Genomic DNA, 22,108 nt, shown 5'->3' with positions numbered 1-22,108 from the left:
CCTGGAGATCAAGAGATCCCACCTGCCGAGCCGTCTGTGAAGAAGGAGACGAGCCGCGGCTCGCTCCTACGCCTCCACGTCGCACGGCTTCGTGACGAATAAGCACGGGGGCGGTCACAAGAAGCGGCTCGCGGCAGCACCCACGCCCACCGTCTTCAACCGTCTCGAAGATGCTGGCATCAGCTGGCGCATCTACTTTGACAAGCTGCAGCTGGTCTCCTTCGCCGGGGTCTTACACGCTCCGGTTCTGCAGCAGTTTTGGAAAACCGAGCGGGGAAGCGTGTTTTCGCACGAAATGCATCACGGGGCGCTCTCAGCGACGCTGAGCGAGCGGTGCGGACTCGAACCGTTGAGGCGGCGAGATGCGGCTGCGCGCACCCTAGCGAAGGCTTTCAATCGTAAGGTTCCGCGGCACATCGCCGACTGGCCGCAGACCTCACCCGCCTATGTGCCACCGAACCCCGAAGGTGGCACACATCCCGCGACTGCCCATCCAGATCGGCCGCTCAGCCCTCCCGCGCATGGGCTCATCAGGCTGTTGCTCGAGAAATACGGCACCCACGCAGAGCGTGAGAACCCGCCACAAACATTTGCTGACGCGTACGCGTTGCTCACGAAGCACGGCGCAGGTCTCTTCGGTGTCGAGAGATCAAAGTAGCTTCAAGGCTCCCGCGTAGCGTTGTGCAGCCTCACAACGCCTCACGATTCCTGTCTCAACATTCATAGAGAACTGTGACTCGCCAAGGTTACATCTGTGCTGACAGACTGACTTTATGACGAAAAACAAGTGGATCGCGCTCCTGTCCGTACTCGCACTCTCGACCACGCTTGCTGCCTGTGGCGCTAGCGCCGCGGAAGAACCGATCGGAGGAGATGTGATCGCGCCGGTCACCATGGAAGCGAACGATCTGCAGGGTGCCGAGGTGGAATTGCTGGTCGGCCAGGCGCTGAACATCAACACCGGCGACCTCGCCGTCGACAGCTACACGGGCAAGGTCGCAGACCCGTCAGTCGCCGAGTTCAGCCCGGGCCGGAATGACGGCAGCGCGGAATTCAACCCCGGAGTCATCGCACTCGCGACGGGCACCACCGAGGTCACGATGACCAATGAGCAGGGCGGGATCCAGCCGCTCGAGTTCACCGTTGTGGTAACGGAAAAGCCGTAGCCCGACTCGCCGGATTCCCGCACGAACGAGCGGTAGCGGTAACCAGAGTCGATCTTGCGAAGTACGCACCGTGTGACTCACACGAATCGTCAAATGACTGGCAACATTAGGCCATGGGGTATTTGATGTACAGCAACGCAGCAGAGTACGAGTTTGACGATCGAACCTTGGCACACTTGAAGGTCGCCATAAATATGAAGCTCCGACGTCAGGAGTGCTTTCTGATGAGTTGGACGAACCCGGTCGAGAAGGGAAGCGGTCGGGTCTCTCTGTGGCTCTCCCCAAATATTCCGCTGGTCTTTCGGTTTTCCGGTAGCCGTGCGCCGCAGATTAACGAAGCGTGGCTTCGCGTCTTGAATGAGCTTTCGCACACGCCTCGTGGCCTGGTGGTTGTCGATGAGAAGGAGGCGGAAGAATATCTAGCCAGGCAGGCTTCAAGTCAATCCTGATTGCCGAGCGACCGTACCAACACGAGGGGACACTCAGTGGGAAACCTGCACTACGCGCATGACCAAGTCTTCGGCTTCGACGACCGCACTCTGGCGCACCTGCGCACCGTAATTCTCGGGAAGTTCACGCTTCAAGAGAGTCTGGTCTTCACATGGAACGATTCGAGCCAGCAACGCAGCCTGTGGTTACATCCGGCTCAGACACTTTATTTTGAGTTTGACTCGCCTGGGATCCCCGAACTCAACCGGGAATGGATCGAATCGCTTATGGCGCTTGCGAACTCGTCGGCTGGATTGCGATTGGTCGACGAACCAGGCACCAACGAGTGAGTGGGTTGTGTATCACCCGCAAGTGATGCACAACCCACCCTGTTCGTGGTCACCCTGATCGATCTAGGCTCGCTTTGATCGACCCACAATCAGGCCGTAAATCAGGAGGACGACGATCGCGCCACCGATCGCGAGGAGCCAGGTCTGGATTGACCAGAACTCTTCGAGGCCTACGCCGAAGATGACCGAACCCAGCCACCCGCCCAAGAATGCTCCAACTACACCGAGCAAGAGAGTGGCGATCCACCCGCCGCCCTGCTTACCCGGCAGGATAGCTTTGGCAATGGCGCCAGCAATGAGGCCGAGGAGAAGAAAAGCTAAGAAACCCATTTCGGTGCTCCTATCGTTGAGCCGCGCGAGTATCGCCCGGATTACTTCCACGGTACGCCCCGGGTGTGATTCCTTCTAGGGGTTGCGTGTAGCAGTTGCGTTGCGATATCAAGGCCAAATGGCCGTCGGTCAGGGGTGAAAACGGCTAGTTTCCGCGTGACACAGCAGGCGGTGGGTTCTCGGGGACGATCTGCGTGGCCAGTTCGGTGGCGAAGTCGGTAGCGAAGTTCCGCAAATTCCCCGCCCATTCCTCTGGCGTGTAGGTTCCGTGACCGGGAACGATCGAAACGGAAATGGTGACCGAGCCGATCGGCGATTCCGCCTCGGGCAGGGTAGCGACCGCCGACTGGTACCCGCCGAAGAGTGGGGTCTGCATGACCCAGCTGTCGCGGAGGAACACGCCCAACCCGTAGTTCCACTCCTCGGTGAGCGTGTGGCACGAGCGACATCCCTCGAGCGGTGCGCCGAATCCGACGAGGCGCGGTGAAATCATCGCCTGGTACGACTCTTCTGAGAGCAATTCGCCCCGACCCACGATCGCATCGAAGCTGGAGGTCATGTCGCCGATAGTGGTGGTCTGGATCGCTCCGTGGGGAAGCGTCCATGACGGATTCCAGTAGGTGGAATCTTCAAAGACTCCCCGCTCGGCGGTGAAGCCGTGCACGACGGGATCGGGGATTCGCGCAGTGACGTCTGCGACCGTGCCCTCGAGTTCCAGCGGCTCGAGCACGTAGCGAGAGATCAACGCGTCGAGTGACTCGCCGCTTGCCGCTTCGAGCACATGGCCCAGGATGACGTAGCCCGCGTGCGAGTAGTCCCAGTTCTCGCCTGGGGCGAAAAGCCTGGGGCTAGCGGCGCTGTACGCCAGGAGTTCCTCCTCGCTAAATGCGCGGAAAGGATTCGCTTGCACGTCGGTCACAAAATCGAGATTGGCCACATGATCGGGGTAGCCCGAGGTCATAGAAGCGAGCATTCTCGGCGTTGCCGTGTCGGCCGCAGGGAGATCGGGGAGCCACCGGGCAATCGGCTCATCGATGTCGATGAGACCCTCATCGTCCATCGCGAGCATGGTCGCGGCAACGTACATGATGGCAACGGCGCCGTTACGAAACCTGCCGTCTTCGGTCACGGGGAAGCCGGTCATAGCTTCGCCGAGGGTGACGGTGGCCACCTCCGTGCCATCGATCGCCACCTGCGCCACCAGCGAGGTGAGCGCGTGGCGGTCAAGGTGTTCGAGCGCGAGCGATTCAAGCTCCGTGGCGGTGATGCGGTCGGCGGCGACCGGCGCGTCGGTCTCGGCGGTCGGCCGATCCTGCACGCCGGCCGATCCACCAGCTGTCGTGCAACCGGACACGACGAGCGCCACTGCGAGCCCAGCGAGCACGGCTGACCGGAGGGAAACACGCCGAAGTGACGGCCAGGGCTTCGGATAACGAATCGTGCGCATATGTGCAGAATAACGGTACCGGGTGCGCTGAGGTAGATCGGTGGTTGTCAGTCAAGGCTGAGACCGAGCCGCAGAAACACCTCTCGGCGGAAGGCCGCTCGAAGCGGCGAAAAATGGAGCCCGGGGTTACTGCGGCCCGGCGTTAGTAGTTTAGCGTGTGCGTCAGCGGTGTGTCAGTCGAGCGTGCCGTCGCGCCACCGACGAGCGCCGCCGTGCAATTCATCGGCGAAGGTGGCGTACCGCAGTGCGCGGGTCGTGAGTTCTGCGGCGTGCTCGTCGTCGAGAGAGTCGCGTGTATCAGCAACAAATGCCGCACCGAGCGACATCACCCGACAGTAGCTGGCCGCGCGTTCGAGCGCGACGGCGAGATCGCCCACGAATACACCGCGCAGCAGAGTGTCGCAGAGATCGGCGATCGAATCGGGGGTGACCGGCTCGGCTGCCCCGGCCACGACCGGGTCGATTGTCACCGAGACGTTCTGCCCCGCTCGGAACACATCCGCGGTGCCCTCCGGATCTGCGTGGACGATCCGGCGGAGCAGGTAGATGCGCCACAGCATGCCCGCGAGGGAGTGGGACCCGGCTCCTGACCAGAGCTCCGCGATGTCGTCAATGCCTTCCTCCGCGGCCAGGCCGAGTACGCGCTCAACCACCACGGGGTCGGCCACCCGTCGCACGCGATCAAGGAGCGCCCAGGACGTTTCCTGCGCGAGCCGATGCGCGGCCCCGGGCTCGTCAGAGCCAATCACCCAATCGAAACTTGCGGTGGGTTGCAGCACAGGCCGCTGAAAATTTCTCACGATGACCTCTCCCTGAATGCTCAACGGCGAGAGTCTACGCCGCCCGGTTTACCGGGTTGTGGATCGAGCATTGAGATTCACCCTGTAGATTAGTTCTGGGCCTGTAGCTCAGTTGGCAGAGCATCGGACTTTTAATCCGCGGGTCGCGGGTTCGAGCCCCGCCGGGCCCACTCGCTGTACTCGTGGGCCCGGGACCGGGACTCGCGCCGATTTCGATGAGAGCGTTGCTCTCATCTCGATGAAATCGACGCCCGCCGGGCCCACGACGTGCAGTCACGTACAGTTAGATGACGAGGTAGACGGCTCCCACCACGGTAAAGCCGATGACGGCCCATTCGAACACCGACTGCTTGATCCTTGCCCCGATCCATTTGCCGATGAGTGCCCCAATCACCACCGCGGGTGCGAGCACCAGGTCGAGCACCAGCGTTGCCGGGGTGATCAGGCCGAGCCCAATGGAAATCGGGACCTTGGTGAGGTTGATGACGGCGAAGAACCAGGCCGCGGTGCCGAGGAACGCCTTCACCGAGAAACCTGCCGTTAGCAGGTACATCGACATCGCTGCACCACCCGAGTTTGCGACCATGGTGGTGAAGCCGCTGAGCGACCCGTACCAGGCGCGCTCGAGCCGGCGTCGCCTCGGACTGCACGCCTGAATACGCGGACGGAGGCGCTGCCACAGCGTCGCCGCCATAAGGAGCAACAGGATGACCCCGATGCCGCGCCGCACCCAGGCATCATCGGCGAACGCCAGAAAAAAGGCCCCGACAATGAGGCCAGCCACCACCGCAGGAATGAGGCGAATCAGCGTGGGCCAGTCGGCGTGGCGCCGGTAGATCGCGAGCGCGAACACATCAGCAAGGATGAGCAGCAGCAAGATCGCCGCTGTCGAAGCCCGCGCCGGAAGCACCGCTGCAAAGAGCGCGACTGATATGGTGCCAAGCCCAGGCAGCGAGGTCTTCGACACGCCCACGAGCAGCGCAGCCACCGCGAGCACCGCCCAGGGCAGCGCCCCGAGAGTGGGCAGCGCGTCGAACACGCCTATCGCCCGCGTCGCTTGAGCTGGGCCCGTGCCCGCTTGGCCGCCTCGCGCTTCTCGGTGGCCGCTGCGAGCTGTGCGCCGCGAGAGTTTTTTGGAAGCTGCGGCTTCTTCGCCGTGGGCTTCTTCGTCTTACCTCCCGCACTCGGTGCTTTCGCTTGTGGATCGCCAGTCTTGGCCCCCGGGCGCTGGCTACGGGCGGTGCGGCCGCGCATGATGCCGACGAGCTGCTGCACGTCACCCGCGTCGCGTTCGACCGACCAGGTCGCCCAGATCTCGGTCCCCGCAAGTGGATTATCGTCAATCACAGGGATCACCGCATGGGTGCGCTTGCCAGCGAGGTGCCGGGCGAGTGGGAGGGGAAGCAGGATCGCCCCGGCGCCCGTGCCGACCAGTTCCATCGCGGCCTCGGCGTGCGCCGGTTCCCACGCCGAATCCTCCCAGGACGCAGCCGCAGGCCAGGCCGAGGAATGGTCTGGGTGCGCCAGGAGAGTGCTGAGTGCGAGGGTGTCGCGATCCACTGTCTGCTGCCCGTCGAGCTCGTGGTCTACAGACACGACAAGCGCAACCGTCTCGGTATAGAGGCGTAGTGCGTGGCGATCCGTTCCCGGGCCTGCATCACGGGGGCTGGCGCCGGGTGGTACCCGCTCAAGCACCACGTCGAGGGGTGCCTCGCGCGGGTCGGGTCGGCCGGAGAGCGGCAGCGGAACGAGTTCGAGTCGCACCGAGGGCACCGCCTCGGCCCAGCGTCTCGCCCACTTCGCGGGGGCAATTCCCCGAACGAAGCCGAGGCGCAGGGACGGGGTGGCCGGTGTCCCGTCTGGAGCGTCCGCCGGGAATAGATCAGTCGGGTCGCTCATGGCGCTACCTCCGTGAATATGTCGTGGTCGTAGCCCAGGCGGGCTGCGGAGAGTGCAATGCGATATTCGCCAGGAACGAGGGGTCCCCGCAGCGGGGTTCCCTCTTCGAGATAGCGCGGCAGAGCGAGACGGGAATGCCCTTGGGGAGGGTGCCCGCTTGCCGGCACCACGCGCCACCATGCCACGGCGTGTCCGTAGAGCGCCATGACTCGACCGACACCGCGCGGGGAATTCGATCCCAGTGACTCGGCGATGTCGCCGTAGGTCATCACGCGACCAGCTGGAATGCGAGCGACCACGTCGAGTACCGCGTCGACGAACTCTGGGCTGGGCACACCTCTAGCGTATGCCGCTGGAGTCTTAAGCGAACGACGATACCCCGAGCAGCATGCCAATTGAGTAGGTCGTGACCACCGCGACACCGCCGAAGAGCAGCTGTCGCCCGGCCCCCGCGAGCGGGCTTCGACCCGTGAACTTCGCGGCGAGGTAGCCAGCGAGCACGAGCCCCACCGCGCCGAAGGCAAGACCCCACCACAGGGTGCCAAACCCGAACAGGAAGGGGAGCACCGGGATAATCGCTCCGACGCTGAAGGCGATCAGCGAAGATCCCGCCGCGACCATCGGGGACGGGCGCTCATCGGTGCTCAGCCCGAGTTCGTGCGCAAGGTGCACTTTCAAGGCCTGCTCGGTGCTCGCGTGCACCTGCGAGGCAGCCGCTGTAGCTGTGGCGGGCTCCATGCCCAGGTGCGTGAACATCTCTGCGAGTTCCGCTTCTTCCCCCGTGGGGTTGCGCTCGAGCGCACGTCGCTCGGTCTCAACCTCCACCTCAAGCTGCTCGTTCTGGGTGCGCACCGATGTGTACTCGCCGAGGGCCATCGAGACCGCTCCCGAGATAAGGCCTGAGATGCCGGTGATCGCAATGATTCCCGCGCTGGCACCCGCTGCCGCGATGCCGGTGATGAGGCCGATGTTCGATACGAGCCCATCCATCGCTCCGAACACCGATGCGCGCAGCCAGCCCGTGCCCGCGGACGAGCTGTGCTGGTGGTCATAGTCGTGAGGATTGGCAAGGTTGAAGTCGGTCACGCGAGCTCCTGAGCGTTTGATCTCGGCGGTGCACGCCGGCTTTTCGGGCGCGGATTGTCGGGCCGAGTGGCAACGCTAGCAAGCAAAACGACTTGGTGAGAACCAGGTCGCAAAGCTTGCTGGGCTGCGCCTCGGATGTTCGTGGGGGCGAAGTTGTTCCGGACTCGTGGCCGCTCTCGTGTAGTCGAGTGCGACATGCTCAATGAACCCTGCGGCGCACCGGGCTAGTCTTGAGACATGACCGTCGTGATAGATCCAGCTTTTGACCCGGTGCCGTCGCTGGCACGTCAGATCACCGTCTCGGTTGCCGCGTCGGCACCTGATGCTGGCGCGGTTGCGCACTTCGTCCCTGCTGCGGGTGACCTGCCGCCGGGGCTCCCCAGCGCGCTCGATCGGGAGGCGCTCGCCGCCGCCGGCTTCGAGGGAAAGCCCGGACAGACACTGCTGCTGCCTGGGGCGCCACTGCGCGTGCTCGTGGGCGTGGGTAAGGGACTCACCACCGTCGCAAGCCTTCGCGACGCTGTTGCGAGCTTCACGCGCGCCGCACGCGAGATCGGGTGGATCGCGGTTGACCTCCGTGGGGTACTCGCTTTGGGCGCCTTCACAGCCCGCCTCGCGGCCCAGGCCGCCACTGAGGGCGCGATCCTGGCTCGCTACCGATTTGACGCGCTCAAGAAAGATCCCAAAACCGTGCAACTCGACAAGCTCACGCTCGTCACCGCGGAAGAGGCTGCGGCCGAGGTTGAGTCAGGCATCGAGCGAGGGCTCATTCTCGCCCGCACCGCGAGCCTTGCGCGCGACCTCGCGAACACGCCTCCGCGTCACCTGAGCGCGGCGAAATTCGCAGAGATCGCGGTTCGCGTGGGCCCTGAGTTCGGCCTCGAGGTCGAGGTGTTCGACCGACAGCAGCTCATCGATTTGGGCTGCGGCGGCCTCCTGGGCGTCAACGCCGGCAGCACCGAGGAACCACGTATGGTCAAGCTGCGCTACCGCCCCACCGCGGCCAGCGCGACGAGCCCGCACCTGGCGCTCGTGGGCAAGGGCATCATGTACGATTCGGGCGGCATCAGCCTGAAGCCGTCCAACGCGATGCACGCGGCGATGAAGCTCGACATGATGGGTGCCGCGGGTGTCTTTGCTGCGATGACCTCCCTCCGGGAGCTCGGGGTGGCATCCGTGGTCACCGGCTGGCTCATGTGCACCGACAACATGCCCTCGGGTAGTGCAACGAAGTTGGGCGACGTGCTCACGATTTGCGGCGGCACGACGGTCGAGGTAAAAAACACCGACGCCGAGGGCCGGCTCGTGCTCGCAGACGGGTTGGTGCTCGCCACCGAGGAGGAGCGTCGGCCAGATGCCATCGTCGACCTTGCGACGTTGACCGGGGCCGCAATGGCGGCGCTGGGCACGCGCACGGCCGCGATGCTCGCGAACAACGATTCGGTAGCAGAACAGCTGCAGGCTGCCGCTGATGTGACCGATGAAAACGTGTGGCGCCTGCCGCTCGACCACCGCTACCGCGAGCAGCTGAAGAGCGATGTTGCAGACCTCTCGAACATGGGCGGCCAGTACGCCGGGGCGATCCTCGCGGCTCTCTTCCTGAATGAGTTCGTCGACGGACTTCCCTGGGGCCACCTCGACATCGCCGGCACCATGCAGGCTGAGCGCGACGACCTGTGGCGATCCGCCGGGTCTACCGGGTTTGGCGCGCGTCTGCTCACAGAATTCGCCGCTGCGTTCGAGCCCCCTGTGGCCGAGACCGATGACGAAGCAGGGTTAGAGAGCGAGTAGACGTGAACACACCCGAAGCGAACGAAGCGGCAATCACCGCAGGCACGCTGGTGGTGGTCTCAAACCGTCTCCCGGTGGATCGCGTGACCGCCGAGGATGGCACCGTGACGTGGCGCACTTCGCCCGGTGGTCTCGTCACCGCGATGGAGCCTGTGGTGCGTGATCTCGGCTGCGTCTGGGTCGGATGGCCAGGCAACGTTGCGGAGGAGCTCGCGCCGTTTAGTGTCGACTCAATGGAGTTACGCCCGGTTTCCCTCGATGCGCAGGATTTCAAGGAGTACTACGAGGGCTTCTCGAATGACACGATTTGGCCGCTCTATCACGACGTGATATCTGCCCCCGCCTACCACCGGGAGTGGTGGGACAGGTACGTCGAGGTGAACCGCAAGTTCGCGTTGGCCGCGGCCGAGGTGGCGGAGCCGGGAGCGACGGTGTGGGTGCATGACTACCAGCTGCAGCTCGTGCCCGCGATGCTGCGAGAGGCCCGCCCCGACCTCACGATCGGCTTCTTCCTGCACATTCCGTTTCCGTCGGCCGGCCTGTTTAGCCAGCTACCCTGGCGACGGAGGGTGCTTGAAGGGATGCTCGGAGCCGATGTGATCGGCTTCCAGCGAGTGGTCGATGCCGCAAACTTTCGGGCCAGCGTGCGTCGGTACGTTGGTGCACCTTCGAGTGGCAACCTAATCCATCTGCCCGAGCGCGATGGCTCGGTCAAGCGTCGCGTGCTTGCGCAAGATTTCCCCATCTCGATTGACGCGAATGCGTTCCAGGCGCTTGCGCAGTCGGCGAAGGTTCGCAAGCGGGCGCGCGAGATTCGCAAGGAACTCGGCAACCCGAAGCGGGTCATCTTGGGGGTGGATCGCCTCGACTACACCAAGGGGATCCGGCATCGCCTGAAGGCGTTCGCTGAGATCCTGCGCGATGACGAGGTCGCCGCGAACGACATCACCCTCGTGCAGGTTGCCAGCCCGAGCCGGGAACGCGTCGAAGCGTACCGGCAGCTTCGCGACGAAATCGAAATCACGGTCAGCCGAATCAACGGTGATTACGGAACGATCGCGCACTCCCCGGTGATGTATTTGCACCAGGGTGTGCCGCGTGAGGAAATGGCAGCGCTGTATTTGGCCGCCGACGTGTTGGTGGTGACATCCCTGCGCGACGGCATGAATCTTGTGGCCAAGGAGTACCTGGCCTGTCGCTCCGACGAGCAGGGCGTCTTGGTATTGAGCGAATTCACGGGAGCAGCGGATGAGTTGCGCCGCGCGTTGCTCGTGAATCCGCATGACATTGACGGGCTGAAGGCGGCGATGCTGCAGGCGCTGCGCATGCCGCCCCGTGAGCAGCGTCAGCGTATGAAGGCACTGCGCAAGGTCGTCTTTCGCAACGACGTCGCGCGCTGGTCGGGGAGCTTCCTGCGGGCGGTCGCGGCGCAAGCGGCGCAGTGGCGCACGCATGCCGCTGAGACGGATCCGGCACTGATGGTCAACGATCCGGTATTCCTGTCGCCGGGCCTCGATTCTGCACTCCTGCGCCTCTCGGCCGAGCAGTCGATCCTCGTGGCCAGCGATTTCGATGGCACGCTGGCCCCCATCGTGCCGCGACCCGACGACGCTCGCATGTTGCCCCGCGCGGAGCGCGCACTCGCCACGCTGAATGAGGCTCCAGGGGTCCGTGTGGCCTTGATCTCAGGCCGCTCGCTGGAGAGCCTCAGGGCGACGGGTGTGCACCTTGACGAGTGGATCGTGGCCGGGTCGCACGGTGCGGAGCTCATGGGGCTTCCTGGTACTGAGTTGGCTGCTGGCGAGTTAAGGGCCGACGAACGCGGCCGCCTTGCGAGGCTTACCGAGGTGCTGCAGATGCTCGTTTCAGAGAACCCAGGGGCGCAGCTTGAGTTCAAGCCCTATGGCTGCGCGGTGCACGTGCGGCAGGTTCCCGACGAAAATGCGGGGGATCGTCTTCTCGACGCGTGCGCAGCCGCGGTTTCGGGCATGGGGGAAGACGCGACGCAGATCCAGTCTCGCACCGGAAAACGCGTGCTGGAGTTCTCGGTGCGGCGCGCCAGCAAGGGTGAGGTGCTGAGGCGCATTCGTGCGGAGTTTCCCGACGCGATGGTGCTCTTTATTGGCGACGATGACACCGACGAGGAGGCACTGCAGTCGCTTCGGCCCGGAGATGTCGGCGTGCGCGTCGGCGATGCCCCGAGCGTCGCCGAGTATCGGGTGGCTGACCCCGCGGCGGTTGCGGCGCTACTCTCTCGACTGGTCAACGTGCGCACGGGGCACGTTATCGGCTCGGAATGAGGACGGCTGCGTGCGCCTCTGCCAGCGCGGCCGAATGTTTCACCGAATCTACTGGGATGGAAAAATGACTGAACTATTGGTGGATCGCGACTCCTACATTGAAGGGTTCGCCCGGTTCGTTGCCGCCTCACCCACCTCCTTTCATGCGGCCAGGGTGTTAGAGGATGCGCTGGTTGCATCGGGCTTCTCGGTTCACGAAGAGTGCGATCCCTGGCCGCGTCTCACCCCCGGTGCTGCCGGATGCGTCCGCCGGGACGGGGCACTCATCGCCTGGCGGGCTGGCTCCGAAGTCAGCGCGACAAGCCCGGTGCGGATTCTCGGAAGCCATACTGACTCGCCGGGCTTTGTGCTTAAGCCACATCCGTCGTTCGCCTCAGACGGGTGGGCTCAGGCTGGTGTCGAGGTGTACGGTGGTCCACTGCTCAACTCGTGGCTGGATCGCGACCTCGCGCTTGCGGGCAGGCTCGTCACGATTGATGGGGCCGAGCATCAGGTGTGTACCGGGGCGATCGCGCGCATTCCACAACTCGCGGTGCACCTCGACCGCGAGGCAAACTCCGGGCTGGTGCTCGATCGGCAACGACACACCCAGCCCATCATCGGGGTGGGGGAGGTCTCAGTGCTGGGCTTACTCGCCGAAGAGGCCGGCCTGGAAGAGGCGCAGATTGCCGGTGTCGACGTCAGGCTCGTGGACGCGCAGCTTCCCATGCGGATCGGCGCCCAGGGTGAACTCTTCGCCTCGCCCCGGCTCGACAACCTCAGCGCTGTCTTCGCGGGCCTCATCGCGCTGCTCGACAGCGTGCCTGCCCCAGGCACAATCTCAATGATTGCCGCGTTCGACCACGAGGAACTCGGCTCGAGTAGTCGATCGGGTGCGGCCGGGCCGTTTCTCGCAGAGGTGCTAGAACGCCTGCTAGCCGGGCTTGGGGCTGATGCCGAGGCGCGCGCACGATCCTTCGCCGACTCATGGTGCCTCTCGGCAGATGCGGGGCACGCCGTGCACCCCAACTACCCAGAGAAGCACGACCCTCGCGTGCGGCCGCGGGCCGGCGCGGGTCCGATGCTTAAGGTCAACGCCAACCAGAAGTACGCGAGCGATGCCCACGGGGCGGCACTGTGGCGGCGCTGTGCGCTCGCCGCGGGAGTTTCGACGCAGGATTTTGTGTCCCACAATGGCGTGCCGTGCGGATCCACTATCGGACCGATCACCGCGACGCGGCTTGGAATTCGCACCGTCGATGTGGGTGTGCCGCTGTTGTCGATGCATTCGGCGCGTGAACTTGCTCACGTTGATGACCTGCACGGGCTCGCGCGTATTTCTGCGAGCTTCCTCTCTGGTGCCTGAGGGGGGAAGGTTGGCTAAGATCGAGCTTATGAGTGAGTTGAGCGAGTCGAAGAGGGGGGTCGTCACTCTCTCGACGCGCGCACTGGTGCCATCGGTGCAGCGCTTCGGAAGCCGAGAGATTGAGACGACCTTTTTGGGCAATAACAGCGATGGCAATCCCACGTGGATGCTGTGGAATCCCTTAGAGCCGTATCTCATTGGGATCCTGCGCCAGGGCAAGCTTGGGTTCACCCTCGAGCAGCGCACCGACCACGGGGTGATGTTGCACGAAAATATTTCACTCAAGCGCCTGCAGAAGGCGATCGGCGGCTAGATCTTGGCCTGCGTCTCGGCGGGATAGCCCGCAGGAGTCGCGCGAGACTCGCCGGTTTGCTGCTCGATTTGCATGCGGTTCGCATTTCATCGTAAGCTTACTTCTCGGTAGCCCAAGATGTGAAAGCATCTCGGCCCCATCGTTTAGTGGCCTAGGACACCGCCCTTTCACGGCGGCAGCACGGGTTCGAATCCCGTTGGGGTCACCACACAATTGAATAGAACATGGCCCTGTAGCGCAGTTGGTTAGCGCGCCGCCCTGTCACGGCGGAGGTCGCGGGTTCAAGTCCCGTCAGGGTCGCTGGTGAAGAACCCTTCTTCGGAAGGGTTTCTTCGTCTATGGCGATTAGCCATGGCTCTGTAGCTCAGTTGGTAGAGCGTTCGACTGAAAATCGAAAGGTCACCGGATCGATGCCGGTCGGAGCCACGTAGTGGTCATTACGCCACTGCTGAACCCCCGCGAGGCTTCTACTCGTGGGGGTTCCTTTATTTTCCCTGGTCAGGCGGTGGTTCTGCGTCGCATCGCCGTCACCCTGAGTGCCTCTACCGTCATCCTGCAAGTAGTCGCAGGATCCCTCGCGCCACTTATAGCCCGAGCCCTCCGCGACCTTGGGCCATTCTTGGGCCATTTCCGCGGCCCGTACTGTAGCCAGCGCCTCCGAACGGATCGCTGAGCGAGTCGGCAAGGTTCGGGCTCGCAGGCGAGCGCCGCGACTTCTTCGCGCCGTTCGTCATGCTGCTCTTCTTGGTGGTCTTCTTCGACTTCGGCTTTTCCGGCTCGAAGAGCCCGTCGAGCACCGACCCGGCCCGCCGCGCGACACCCTCGCGTGCGCGTGAGTAGCGCTCGGTGACTTGCAGGCTAGAGTGCCCGAGTACGGCTTGCACGTCGGGCGCAGAGGCTCCTGCGTCGAAGAGGATCGTGGCGAAGGTATGCCGGAGATCGTGCACCCGCAGATCGGGGCGGCGAAGCTCTTGCTTGATCTCCTCCCAATCGACGGCGCGGCGGAAGTTGCGTGCGGTGAGTCTGCCGCCGTTCTGTCCAGCCCACAACAGGTCATCTGGCTCTTTGCCCTCGACCGCCTCGACGACGAATGGAAGGAGTTGCTTCGTAATTGGGGCTTCCCGCTCCTTGTGGCTCTTGGGGCTCTGCTCGATCAGTTCGCCGTTCATGCCGGGGGAGAAGCTGCGGCTGATGCGGAGGATGTTCTGCTCCAGGTCGGCGTCGCGCACCCGCTGCGCGGTTGCCTCGCCAGCGCGCATCCCCGTGAATACGAGCGCTGCCGCGTAACTCCGGTACACGCCCTTTGGGATGAGTTCGAGCAGTCTCCTGATCTGCTGCACGGTGAGTGCCCGCGAGGTTGGGGAAGTGGAGGTGTCCTGGCTCGGGCGCTTCACTTCTCGTGCCGGGTTGTAGTCGATGATCCTTGCTCGGCGTGCACCGTCGAGCAGGCGGCTGAGCACGGCAAGCGAATCTACCTTGATCGACGGAGACCCCGCCCACGCCACCATCGCCGACTCGATGAGTGGCGAGGTGATCTCTTCGAGCTTCTTGTCGCCGAGCGTCGGCTGCACCCGCTTGCGCCACGACACGTCGTAGCCGCGCGCAGTTCCAATCCGCACTGACGCTGCGACAGCGGGCCAGTATCGCTCGTGCCATTGCGTGAGCGTCATGCCCGCGTTCGGGTTGCGACCAGCGACCTCTTTTGCCAGCTCGCGCTTCGCTTCCGCGAGCGTAAGGAGCATACGAGAACGATGCTGCTTATTCCCGGCAAGGTCGGTCACCGTCACACGTATCTGATACCGTTTGCGATCCGCCCGCCACCGTATCCCCTCGGGCAGCGGGCGACCTGTGTTCGGATCGACCCGAGCCGGGGAAGTGTTTGACGGACGCCCGGCCATCAGCGTCTCGTTCCGCCGACTTCGAGGAACTCTTCGATGGTGTCTGCGCGCCAAAGCTTGTGCTTGCCCACCTCGGCATCCGGCTCCGGGATCAGTCCGTCGCGACGCAGCTTGTCGAACGTTGGCAGTGGCACCCGGCAACGAGCGGCAGCTTCGGCGCGTGTGAGGTAGTCGGTCTGCGTCGTTGCCTCGGTCATGCCCATTCCTTTCGCCGGGGCGGTCGAGTGTCGCCAGGATCTAGCGTTATTGCGAATACCTGATATTGAAACACAAACAACACGTAATCGCAACTACATGAGACAAGCGGGTTCGTTCGCTAGACTGGGGCGCATGGCACTTCCGACGCCCCGCCCCTGGGATCAGACCGCAGATGGCCTGATCGCGCAGGCCGATCTGCCAGCTGGCTGGCACCTCGCTGCTCGGTTCCCCGGAGAACGTGCCGACGATACCAGTGACGAGATAGATCGCGTGCTCGGCTATGACGACCAGGCGAGCAATGCCAACTCGGAGCAGAACGAAGCCGCTGATGGTCGCTGGCGCTACATCGAGCATGAGGCCACCGCTACGCGGGTGATGATCCGTTTGCAGCGCCAGCTCTATGCGACCCCCGAGGAAGTGCGCATCACGGGAGTGATCTATCTGCCGTGGCGACCGGGCGACCCTATCACGAGCCATCTGCTACGTGAACTCCCGACAGCGAAGATCGAGGCCGCGATTAACAAGCGTCTCTTCGCGATGAAGCGCGTTGCTACCGTGACTGGCAACAAGGTTGTGCTCCCGAGCGGCCTTAAGATCAGCGACAGGGAACTATTGAAGCCACTCGGTAACCCCAAGCAGGTGCCCGACTTCTACGAACTCGTCGCCTTGCAGCACGGCAAGCTCTCAGGGCAAGGCGACGAGAACCCGTCAGCGACAATGGCTGACATCAACGGTGTCGCACTCAGCACGGCGCAGGGCTGGGTCGCTAAGGCCCGCAGTCGCGGACTGCTCCCGCCCGGGCGTCGCGGCCGTGCTGGGTAGCATCGTGGACTCGAACTGTTCCGTCCCCTTCGCACATGAAATCATGAACAGACGTTCTGCCTCACGATTCCAACATTTCGGCGCAACCTACCTGTGGGTAAATGCACTGTTCTTCACGACCCCCGAATCGCCGAAGAGCAGCGCAACGAGTTCAAGCACCAAGAATTTGCTACCTGGAAGCACGAGCAAAAGCGTGCATACGCTGACGACACGTGCCGCAATATTCTTCGCGCTGCGAATTCTTTCGATGACTTTGCTCTTCACCCCCAGCACGATTTCAAGAACGGCTTTGAGGAGGATCGCGGTCAAAAGGGCGAGGAGAAAAGATTCGGAAATCACCTCTGGGAACAGCTGGGTGAACGCGCCCAGAACCACGAGGTAGACGAGGACATCCACGAGATCAATCGGCTGGATTCTCATCGTGCAATCGTACCAACGAGCATCCTTGGCTCCAGCAAGGAAAAGCCGTCGCACCAGCAGTTCCGCTGCAGGGGCCGGCTTCTGCGGCACTCAATAACGGCTAAGCGCCAGAGCTTTGGCAGTGTTACTCTTTGGGCATGGTGGTACGCCGTTTGGAAAGCCTTGGTCTGATTATCGGACCCTTGCTGTTCGCCCTGTCACCGCTCTTCTGGATCGACGGACACTATGGAGTGACCGGCGGGCTTCTCATTGCCATAGCCGCCGTGCCCTGGGTGTACGGACTCATTGGGGAATACAACGCCCTCCGCCCCCGGTTTCCCCTTCTGTCGGGGCTATGGATGCTTCTGGTGCTGATCGGCATGTTCGGCACCGTCGCGTTCGGGCTGCAAGCCGTGTTTGAGAGTGTGTTCGGTATCACCGAGTTTCGCTCGCTAGCTACTTTCGACATCTACCCACTCCCGGTGGCTATTGTGCTGATTCTGGCCGGACCGCTCTTTCCGGTCGCGCTTTTGTCCTTGGGCGCAATGCATTGGTGGACCGGGCTCACGCCCCGCTGGAGCGCTGTGTTGTTGGTATTTGCGGCGGCTGCGTTCCCGGTTGCGCGGATATCTCGATCTGTCCCAGTTGCGTTCATCGCTGACCTCGTCATGCTCGCAGCCTTCTGTGTGGTCGCCTGGTTTGCCTGGCATCGAAGGGACGAGGAATCCATATAACTTGCGGCTTGCGCTCAATGATGCAGAACTCTGACCCTGATTTCCAGAACATCGCAAGAAAGGTGCGCTCCCATGACCACCCACTTCTATACTGCTTCAAGCCTCGACGGGTTCATCGCCACCCCCGAGCATTCCCTTGAGTGGCTGTTCAAGCAGGACTTCGATTTCGAAGGCCCCATGGCATACCCAGAGTTCGTGAAAGGAGTAGTGCCCCTTAGCGTGGTGTAGCCCTCTTTTGCCCGGACCGGGCCAGGACCTACCGAGATTGCGCAACAGCCTGTTGTGCAATTGCCGTAGGGCAACATCACCGTGCTCCTGGACAAGCTCCTCGGTCCCGAACTGCGGGACTGGTACGCCGGCCAAACCCTGACGCACGGATGGACCGGTGCCACGCTCGAGCACCCCATCAAGACCACCGCTCACCTGCGGTTCGGCGGGGCGCCGACGAACTTCGATCGCATCCTGGACCCGGGTGCGTCCGAGCTCGCGCAGCAGATCACGAAGGATCCGTACGTCTTCGACTTCCTTCGCATCGAGCCGGGCCACGCGGAGCGGGAACTCGAGCAGGCGCTGGTGGAACGCGCCATAAAGACCCTCGGAGAGTTGGGCAGCGGATTCAGCTTCGTCGGCCGGCAGGTCCCGTTCGACGTGGACGGCGATGAGTTCTTCGTCGACCTGCTGTTCTTCCATCTCGAACAGCTGCGCTACGTCGTAGTGGAGCTCAAGGCAGGTAAGTTCAAGCCGGAGTATGCCGGCCAGCTCGGCTCCTATGTGGAGCTTGTGGAGGGACAGCGACCCAGATCGCATTTGCTTCTGCCAGAACCGCCAGGACGCCAACCTAGAAGGCAGCCCGCCAACGCCGATTAGTCGCCCAGCGAGCAATGGTCCGAGCGTGTAGCCGAGGCTCTTCCACGACCCATAGCGACCGAAGTAGCGCCCCGTGCGACCAGCGCCGGCCAGGCGGGCAACCGTGGCAGACGACGCTGGCGAGAACGCTGCGGTGGCGGCGCCCTGCCCCCAGTCGTGCAACCGCCAGCATGATGGTGTTGTCAGCGCCAAGCCCGAACGGCGACAGTCCCGCAAACGCGAGGAGACCGCCGACGATCACGGGTTTGGCCCCGATCCGATCCGACAGGGATCCGAACAGCGGCTTCAGCAGGAGTTCGGCGACGTCTTACAGCGCCAGGATGTCCATCACCCGTGCGGCGGCGTTGGCACGGTAGCCGAATCATCATCGCCAGCCGAAGGTTGGTACGCTTCAGGAGTCTCCTGAGGGAGGGAGGGAGGACGGCGTGAACCTGGAGCTGGCGGTGGTCCTCGCACTTCTGATCGCGGCGATCGTGATGTTCGCGATCGGCCGGCCGCGCATGGATGTGGTTGCGCTATTGATGATCGTCGCGCTGCCGTTGACCGGCATTCTCTCCGTCCCGGAGACTCTCGCGGGTTTCGCCGATCCGAACGTCGTGCTGATCGCCGCGCTCTTTGTCGTGGGTGAGGGGCTCTCCCGCACGGGGGTCACGTACCGGCTCGGGGATTGGCTGGCGCGTACGGCGGGTGCGAGTGCGACGCGGGTGATCGTGCTGCTCATGCTCTGCGTCGCGCTGCTCGGCGCGGTGATGAGCTCGACGGGCGTCGTCGCGATCTTCATTCCGGTCGCGTTGAGCGTGGCATCCCGAACGGGCATCTCGGTCAGGCAGCTGTTGATGCCGATCAGCTTCGCCGGTCTCATCAGTGGCACGCTTACGCTGATCGCCACGACGCCGAACCTAGTGATCGACGCTGAGCTGCGGCGGCACGGTCTGAGCGGTTTCGGCTTCTTCGCCCCCACCCCGTTCGGGCTTGTCATCCTCGCCCTGGGCATCGGCTACATGCTGGTCGCTCGTCGGTTCCTCGGCGCGGAGGCGATCGCGGATGCCGGTTCGCGCACCTCCTTCGGGAGCCTGATCCTCGACTACGGTGTGGACGCCCGCACCCGCCGATATCGAATCAATGCAGGATCGCCGCTGATCGGCCAACGACTGGCGGATGCCGAGTTCGGCGGCGGCGCGATGGTCGGAGTCCTGGTGCTCGAGCGCACCCGCCTTTGGCGTAAGACCGTACGCACCTCCGACGGCGACACGATCCTCACGGAGGGCGACATCGTGGTGGTGGACCTGGAGGTGCCCAGCGCGGAGAGACGTCGTCTCCGGCTCGAAGAGCTGGCATTGACACCCGACTTCTTCGAATCGTACTCACGTCAGGTGGGTATGGCCGAGGTCATGATCGCGCCAGACTCGTCCGCGCGCGGCCTCAGCGTGCGGAGCATCCGGTTCCGGGAGAAGCACGATCTCGTCGTGCTTGGCGTCCGTCATCGGCGCGAGGCCGCCGGGCCGGCATTCCCCGTGATCCGCCTCGCCGCCGGCGACACACTGCTCGTCGCCGGCGGCTGGGATTCCATCCACCGGCTCCAGGCGCAGCGCCAGGATTTCATCATGCTCGACCTCCCGGCCGAAGTGAAGGAAGTGGCCCCCGCCGCCAACCAGGCCCCCTTTGCGATCGGCGCGGTGCTCGTGATGGTTGCGCTGATGATGACAGGCATCGTCCCCAACGTGATCGCCGCGCTCATCGCGTGCCTGCTGATGGGGCTCTTCCGCTGTGTCAACATGCCCAGCGCCTACCGATCGATCCACTGGCCGACGATCCTGCTCATCGTCGGAATGCTGCCGTTCGCGCTCGCCCTTCAGCGCACCGGCGGCGTGGACCTCGTCGTCGATGGCCTGCTCGGCGGGCTCGGCGACGCGAACCCGACGATCCTGCTTGGCGGCGTCTTCGTGCTGACCGCCGTCATCGGGCTCTTCGTGTCGAACACTGCGACGGCCGTGCTGATGGGTCCGATTGCGATCGGCATCGCAACACAGCTGGGGGTCTCGCCCTATCCGTTCGCGATGGTTGTCGCTCTGGCGGCTTCCGCCGCGTTCATGACACCCGTGTCTTCGCCGGTGAACACCCTCGTGGTCGAACCCGGCCGCTACAGCTTTCTCGACTTCTTCAAAGTCGGAGCACCCTTCACCATCGTCGTCCTCCTCGTCAGCGTGTTCATGGTGCCCCTCGTCCTCCCCTTCTGACCGACACCACGCGCCCGCCGAGGAGTGCACCCCGTCACGGTTTCACCCGCCAAAAAAGTGACGCCGCCCACCGACGGGTTCAGCGACTTCACTTCTCAACCTCGCGCAAGGATGACGGCGTTCCGAGCTGGCGGCGCGCGAGACCGGATCGAAGTGCGTATGCACTCGGGAAGCCCGCAACGCCGGATTCAGAGCGCTGGCGACGACCTCGTTGCACTCCAGCACGCTTCTTTGCGTGACGCACCGAATTGCCTCTGACGGACGCACGAGGAACCTCATATAAATATGCCCGCGAAACACCACCGGTGACTCACATAAGAATGCCCGCGTAATTCTCGAGCTTAGCTTGCCTGTTTCCTGCTCGCGCGGGCCGGCTTGACCCCGGCTGCCGCGTTTGGTGCTTTCGCGAGTTCGATCGCTTCGAGCGTGCGAGTCTTCTCGGCCGCGAGGTAGGTGAGGCGCTGCTGGATTCGGTCGATCTCGCGAGCGATGTGGGCCGGGTTCAAGCTGTCACGGTACCCGGTCAACTCGGCGGTCTTCTCGGCGCTGAGCACACCGGAACGCTGGAGCCGGTCGAATGGTGTCGCGAGCTCATCGTAGACACGTTTACGGCGCCCCCTTTGATCGGTCGCCCAACCGATGGGTTTCTTCGTGGGGGTGAGGAAATTATGGCGATCGTTCACCAGCGGCCATAACTCGTTCAATAGCTTCAGCAGAGGCGCGGTGTCGTACCTCCAGTAGAACGCGTACCGGCGCACGATCTGATTGTTTTTCGACTCGATCGTGGCCTGATCATTCTTCTTGTACGGCCGGGACCTCGTGAAGTAGATGTCAAGTTCTGCAGCCCAACCGATGACGTCGTAGTTGATGAACTCGGACCCGTTATCAAAATCCACCCCGGTCACCTCGAACGGCACTTCGCTGATGAATCGGTCGAGGGCGTCACGAATGTGCAGGTGTGCGTTGTTCCGGATCGAGCGCGTGTACGTCCAACCGGTGTGCATGTCGGTGAGATCAACACTGCGACAGAACTCACCCTTCAAGACGGGCCCGCAGTGTGCGACGGTGTCGCCCTCGAAGAACCCGGGTACGGCCTCGATCTCGTCACCGGCTTTCCTGATCGTGATCGAGTTCCGCAGCAGCGGGCCTGGCGTGGTGGTGGCGATCCCGCGGAGTGGGTCCCTCGCGCGGGCTGGGGCGAGGTAGCGGTCGATCGTGGCCGGTGACATTGCCAGCAACTCGTCCGCGACGTGGTGACTGTACCTGCCCCGGCCTGGGACCAGTTCGCCGTGCGCTTCCAGCAGCATGAGTTGGAGTTCCATTGACGCGGCCAAGTATTTCCCGCTGATCCCGCCCGCGAACGCCCACACTTTCTGCAGCACTTTCAACGCGTCATGTGAGTACTTCAGCGGGCGCGGCTTACGTTGCCGGGCCCCTACCCGACGCGGTTTCAGCGCAGCTTGTAACTGTCTGCGCGCGTTGTCTCTGGACCAGCCCGTGATCGCGCATACCTCGTCAAGGAGACGGCTCTTCTCCTTCTTGGCCGCTGCGGCATACTGCTTCGCGAACTTTCGTGTGATCTCGTGTCTGGCACGCATTGATAGCCCACTTCCCATGAAACTGATGATTCCGTTTCGCGGGCATTTTTACGTGATGCACCGGAAGTGTTTCGCGGGCATATTAGGTGAGGCACGTCG

25 protein-coding genes and 4 tRNA genes are annotated in these 22,108 nt (G+C 63.4%); 18 read left to right on the top strand and 11 right to left on the bottom strand.

Features of this window, described 5'->3' with window-relative positions; translation table 11 throughout:
- Positions 1-91 precede the first annotated feature (91 nt).
- From ACR0R4_RS07275 to ACR0R4_RS07260, 4 genes are all read left to right on the top strand, one after another.
- A complete protein-coding gene (locus tag ACR0R4_RS07275) occupies positions 92-658 on the top strand; it encodes a hypothetical protein (RefSeq protein WP_433646670.1) in 567 nt (188 codons plus the stop codon).
- A 115-nt stretch (positions 659-773) separates the two neighbouring features.
- Positions 774-1,166: a hypothetical protein gene (locus tag ACR0R4_RS07270; protein ID WP_433646668.1), complete on the top strand. Its 393-nt coding sequence runs from the start codon at positions 774-776 to the stop codon at positions 1,164-1,166.
- A 125-nt stretch (positions 1,167-1,291) separates the two neighbouring features.
- Positions 1,292-1,615, top strand: a complete 324-nt coding sequence (locus tag ACR0R4_RS07265) for a DUF7882 family protein (protein ID WP_433646667.1) — start codon at positions 1,292-1,294, stop codon at positions 1,613-1,615.
- A gap of 36 nt (positions 1,616-1,651) precedes the next feature.
- On the top strand, positions 1,652-1,945 hold the full coding sequence (locus ACR0R4_RS07260; protein ID WP_433646666.1) for a DUF7882 family protein: 294 nt from the start codon (positions 1,652-1,654) through the stop codon (positions 1,943-1,945).
- A gap of 63 nt (positions 1,946-2,008) precedes the next feature.
- Here the strand turns inward: ACR0R4_RS07260 and ACR0R4_RS07255 are convergent, their stop codons facing one another.
- From ACR0R4_RS07255 to ACR0R4_RS07245, 3 genes are all read right to left on the bottom strand, one after another.
- The gene (locus tag ACR0R4_RS07255) at positions 2,009-2,275 is read right to left on the bottom strand and encodes a GlsB/YeaQ/YmgE family stress response membrane protein (RefSeq protein WP_433646665.1); all 267 of its coding nucleotides are present in this window, start codon (positions 2,273-2,275) and stop codon (positions 2,009-2,011) included.
- Positions 2,276-2,420: 145 nt separating this feature from the next.
- Positions 2,421-3,722 (bottom strand): serine hydrolase domain-containing protein, encoded by a 1,302-nt coding sequence (locus ACR0R4_RS07250; RefSeq protein WP_433646663.1) that lies wholly within the window; start codon positions 3,720-3,722, stop codon positions 2,421-2,423.
- Positions 3,723-3,895: 173 nt separating this feature from the next.
- Positions 3,896-4,546: a hypothetical protein gene (locus ACR0R4_RS07245; RefSeq protein ID WP_433646662.1), complete on the bottom strand. Its 651-nt coding sequence runs from the start codon at positions 4,544-4,546 to the stop codon at positions 3,896-3,898.
- Positions 4,547-4,619: 73 nt separating this feature from the next.
- On the opposite strand from ACR0R4_RS07245, the gene ACR0R4_RS07240 reads away from it, so the two are divergent.
- A tRNA-Lys gene (locus ACR0R4_RS07240) sits at positions 4,620-4,692 on the top strand.
- 113 nt (positions 4,693-4,805) lie between these two features.
- Here the strand turns inward: ACR0R4_RS07240 and ACR0R4_RS07235 are convergent.
- From ACR0R4_RS07235 to ACR0R4_RS07220, 4 genes are read right to left on the bottom strand one after another with little or no spacing between them, the layout of a single operon-like run.
- A complete protein-coding gene (locus tag ACR0R4_RS07235) occupies positions 4,806-5,561 on the bottom strand; it encodes a sulfite exporter TauE/SafE family protein (protein WP_433646660.1) in 756 nt (251 codons plus the stop codon).
- 2 nt (positions 5,562-5,563) lie between these two features.
- Positions 5,564-6,421, bottom strand: coding sequence for a LysR substrate-binding domain-containing protein (locus ACR0R4_RS07230; RefSeq protein ID WP_433646659.1), 858 nt, complete (start codon positions 6,419-6,421; stop codon positions 5,564-5,566).
- Entirely contained in the window at positions 6,418-6,756 is a 339-nt protein-coding gene (locus tag ACR0R4_RS07225; protein ID WP_433646658.1) for an MGMT family protein, read from the bottom strand. The genes ACR0R4_RS07230 and ACR0R4_RS07225 overlap by 4 nt, the downstream gene beginning before the upstream one ends.
- 25 nt (positions 6,757-6,781) lie before the next feature.
- Positions 6,782-7,507: a VIT1/CCC1 transporter family protein gene (locus tag ACR0R4_RS07220; RefSeq protein ID WP_433646657.1), complete on the bottom strand. Its 726-nt coding sequence runs from the start codon at positions 7,505-7,507 to the stop codon at positions 6,782-6,784.
- A 237-nt stretch (positions 7,508-7,744) separates the two neighbouring features.
- Between ACR0R4_RS07220 and ACR0R4_RS07215 the strand changes: the two genes are divergently transcribed.
- From ACR0R4_RS07215 to ACR0R4_RS07185, 7 genes are all read left to right on the top strand, one after another.
- The gene (locus tag ACR0R4_RS07215; RefSeq protein ID WP_433646656.1) at positions 7,745-9,298 is read left to right on the top strand and encodes a leucyl aminopeptidase; all 1,554 of its coding nucleotides are present in this window, start codon (positions 7,745-7,747) and stop codon (positions 9,296-9,298) included.
- Between the two features lie 2 nt (positions 9,299-9,300).
- Entirely contained in the window at positions 9,301-11,598 is a 2,298-nt protein-coding gene (locus ACR0R4_RS07210) for a bifunctional alpha,alpha-trehalose-phosphate synthase (UDP-forming)/trehalose-phosphatase (RefSeq protein ID WP_433646655.1), read from the top strand.
- 64 nt (positions 11,599-11,662) lie between these two features.
- Positions 11,663-12,943, top strand: coding sequence for a M18 family aminopeptidase (locus ACR0R4_RS07205; protein ID WP_433646654.1), 1,281 nt, complete (start codon positions 11,663-11,665; stop codon positions 12,941-12,943).
- Positions 12,944-12,971: 28 nt separating this feature from the next.
- A complete protein-coding gene (locus ACR0R4_RS07200; RefSeq protein WP_433646653.1) occupies positions 12,972-13,256 on the top strand; it encodes a hypothetical protein in 285 nt (94 codons plus the stop codon).
- Between the two features lie 132 nt (positions 13,257-13,388).
- A tRNA-Glu gene (locus tag ACR0R4_RS07195) sits at positions 13,389-13,464 on the top strand.
- An 18-nt stretch (positions 13,465-13,482) separates the two neighbouring features.
- A tRNA-Asp gene (locus ACR0R4_RS07190) sits at positions 13,483-13,556 on the top strand.
- A gap of 53 nt (positions 13,557-13,609) precedes the next feature.
- Positions 13,610-13,682: transfer RNA gene (locus ACR0R4_RS07185), tRNA-Phe, on the top strand.
- 158 nt (positions 13,683-13,840) lie between these two features.
- On the opposite strand, the gene ACR0R4_RS07180 is transcribed toward ACR0R4_RS07185, so the two are convergent.
- Together ACR0R4_RS07180 and ACR0R4_RS07175 are read right to left on the bottom strand one after the other, a co-directional pair.
- Complete coding sequence (locus ACR0R4_RS07180) at positions 13,841-15,154, bottom strand: tyrosine-type recombinase/integrase (RefSeq protein WP_433646652.1); 1,314 nt, start codon at positions 15,152-15,154, stop codon at positions 13,841-13,843.
- Positions 15,154-15,351: a helix-turn-helix domain-containing protein gene (locus ACR0R4_RS07175; RefSeq protein WP_124969193.1), complete on the bottom strand. Its 198-nt coding sequence runs from the start codon at positions 15,349-15,351 to the stop codon at positions 15,154-15,156. Before ACR0R4_RS07175 ends, ACR0R4_RS07180 begins: the two co-directional genes overlap by 1 nt.
- 133 nt (positions 15,352-15,484) lie before the next feature.
- Between ACR0R4_RS07175 and ACR0R4_RS07170 the strand changes: the two genes are divergently transcribed.
- Complete coding sequence (locus ACR0R4_RS07170) at positions 15,485-16,174, top strand: hypothetical protein (protein WP_124969191.1); 690 nt, start codon at positions 15,485-15,487, stop codon at positions 16,172-16,174.
- An 87-nt stretch (positions 16,175-16,261) separates the two neighbouring features.
- Here ACR0R4_RS07170 and ACR0R4_RS07165 read toward each other — a convergent pair whose 3' ends face one another.
- Complete coding sequence (locus tag ACR0R4_RS07165) at positions 16,262-16,684, bottom strand: hypothetical protein (protein ID WP_433646651.1); 423 nt, start codon at positions 16,682-16,684, stop codon at positions 16,262-16,264.
- A 47-nt stretch (positions 16,685-16,731) separates the two neighbouring features.
- On the opposite strand from ACR0R4_RS07165, the gene ACR0R4_RS07160 reads away from it, so the two are divergent.
- The 5 genes from ACR0R4_RS07160 to ACR0R4_RS07140 all read left to right on the top strand — a co-directional run bounded on the left by ACR0R4_RS07160 (position 16,732) and on the right by ACR0R4_RS07140 (position 20,411).
- Entirely contained in the window at positions 16,732-17,307 is a 576-nt protein-coding gene (locus ACR0R4_RS07160) for a hypothetical protein (RefSeq protein WP_433646650.1), read from the top strand.
- A 72-nt stretch (positions 17,308-17,379) separates the two neighbouring features.
- Positions 17,380-17,535 carry a hypothetical protein gene (locus ACR0R4_RS07155; protein ID WP_433646649.1) on the top strand — a complete coding sequence of 52 codons (156 nt, stop codon included), beginning with the start codon at positions 17,380-17,382 and terminating at the stop codon, positions 17,533-17,535.
- A gap of 81 nt (positions 17,536-17,616) precedes the next feature.
- Positions 17,617-18,174, top strand: a complete 558-nt coding sequence (locus ACR0R4_RS07150) for a PDDEXK nuclease domain-containing protein (RefSeq protein ID WP_051526156.1) — start codon at positions 17,617-17,619, stop codon at positions 18,172-18,174.
- A 103-nt stretch (positions 18,175-18,277) separates the two neighbouring features.
- Positions 18,278-18,580 carry a hypothetical protein gene (locus tag ACR0R4_RS07145; protein ID WP_433646648.1) on the top strand — a complete coding sequence of 101 codons (303 nt, stop codon included), beginning with the start codon at positions 18,278-18,280 and terminating at the stop codon, positions 18,578-18,580.
- Between the two features lie 19 nt (positions 18,581-18,599).
- Positions 18,600-20,411 carry an SLC13 family permease gene (locus ACR0R4_RS07140; protein ID WP_433646647.1) on the top strand — a complete coding sequence of 604 codons (1,812 nt, stop codon included), beginning with the start codon at positions 18,600-18,602 and terminating at the stop codon, positions 20,409-20,411.
- Positions 20,412-20,752: 341 nt separating this feature from the next.
- On the opposite strand, the gene ACR0R4_RS07135 is transcribed toward ACR0R4_RS07140, so the two are convergent.
- Positions 20,753-22,009, bottom strand: coding sequence for an integrase catalytic domain-containing protein (locus tag ACR0R4_RS07135; protein ID WP_433645266.1), 1,257 nt, complete (start codon positions 22,007-22,009; stop codon positions 20,753-20,755).
- Between the last annotated feature and the right edge of the window lie 99 nt (positions 22,010-22,108).

Source organism: Leucobacter fengyongliangi (assembly GCF_050971685.1).
Taxonomy (GTDB): domain Bacteria; phylum Actinomycetota; class Actinomycetes; order Actinomycetales; family Microbacteriaceae; genus Leucobacter.
The sequence above is the reverse complement of the archived record's forward strand: the minus strand, read 5'-3'. Positions and strand labels throughout refer to the sequence as shown.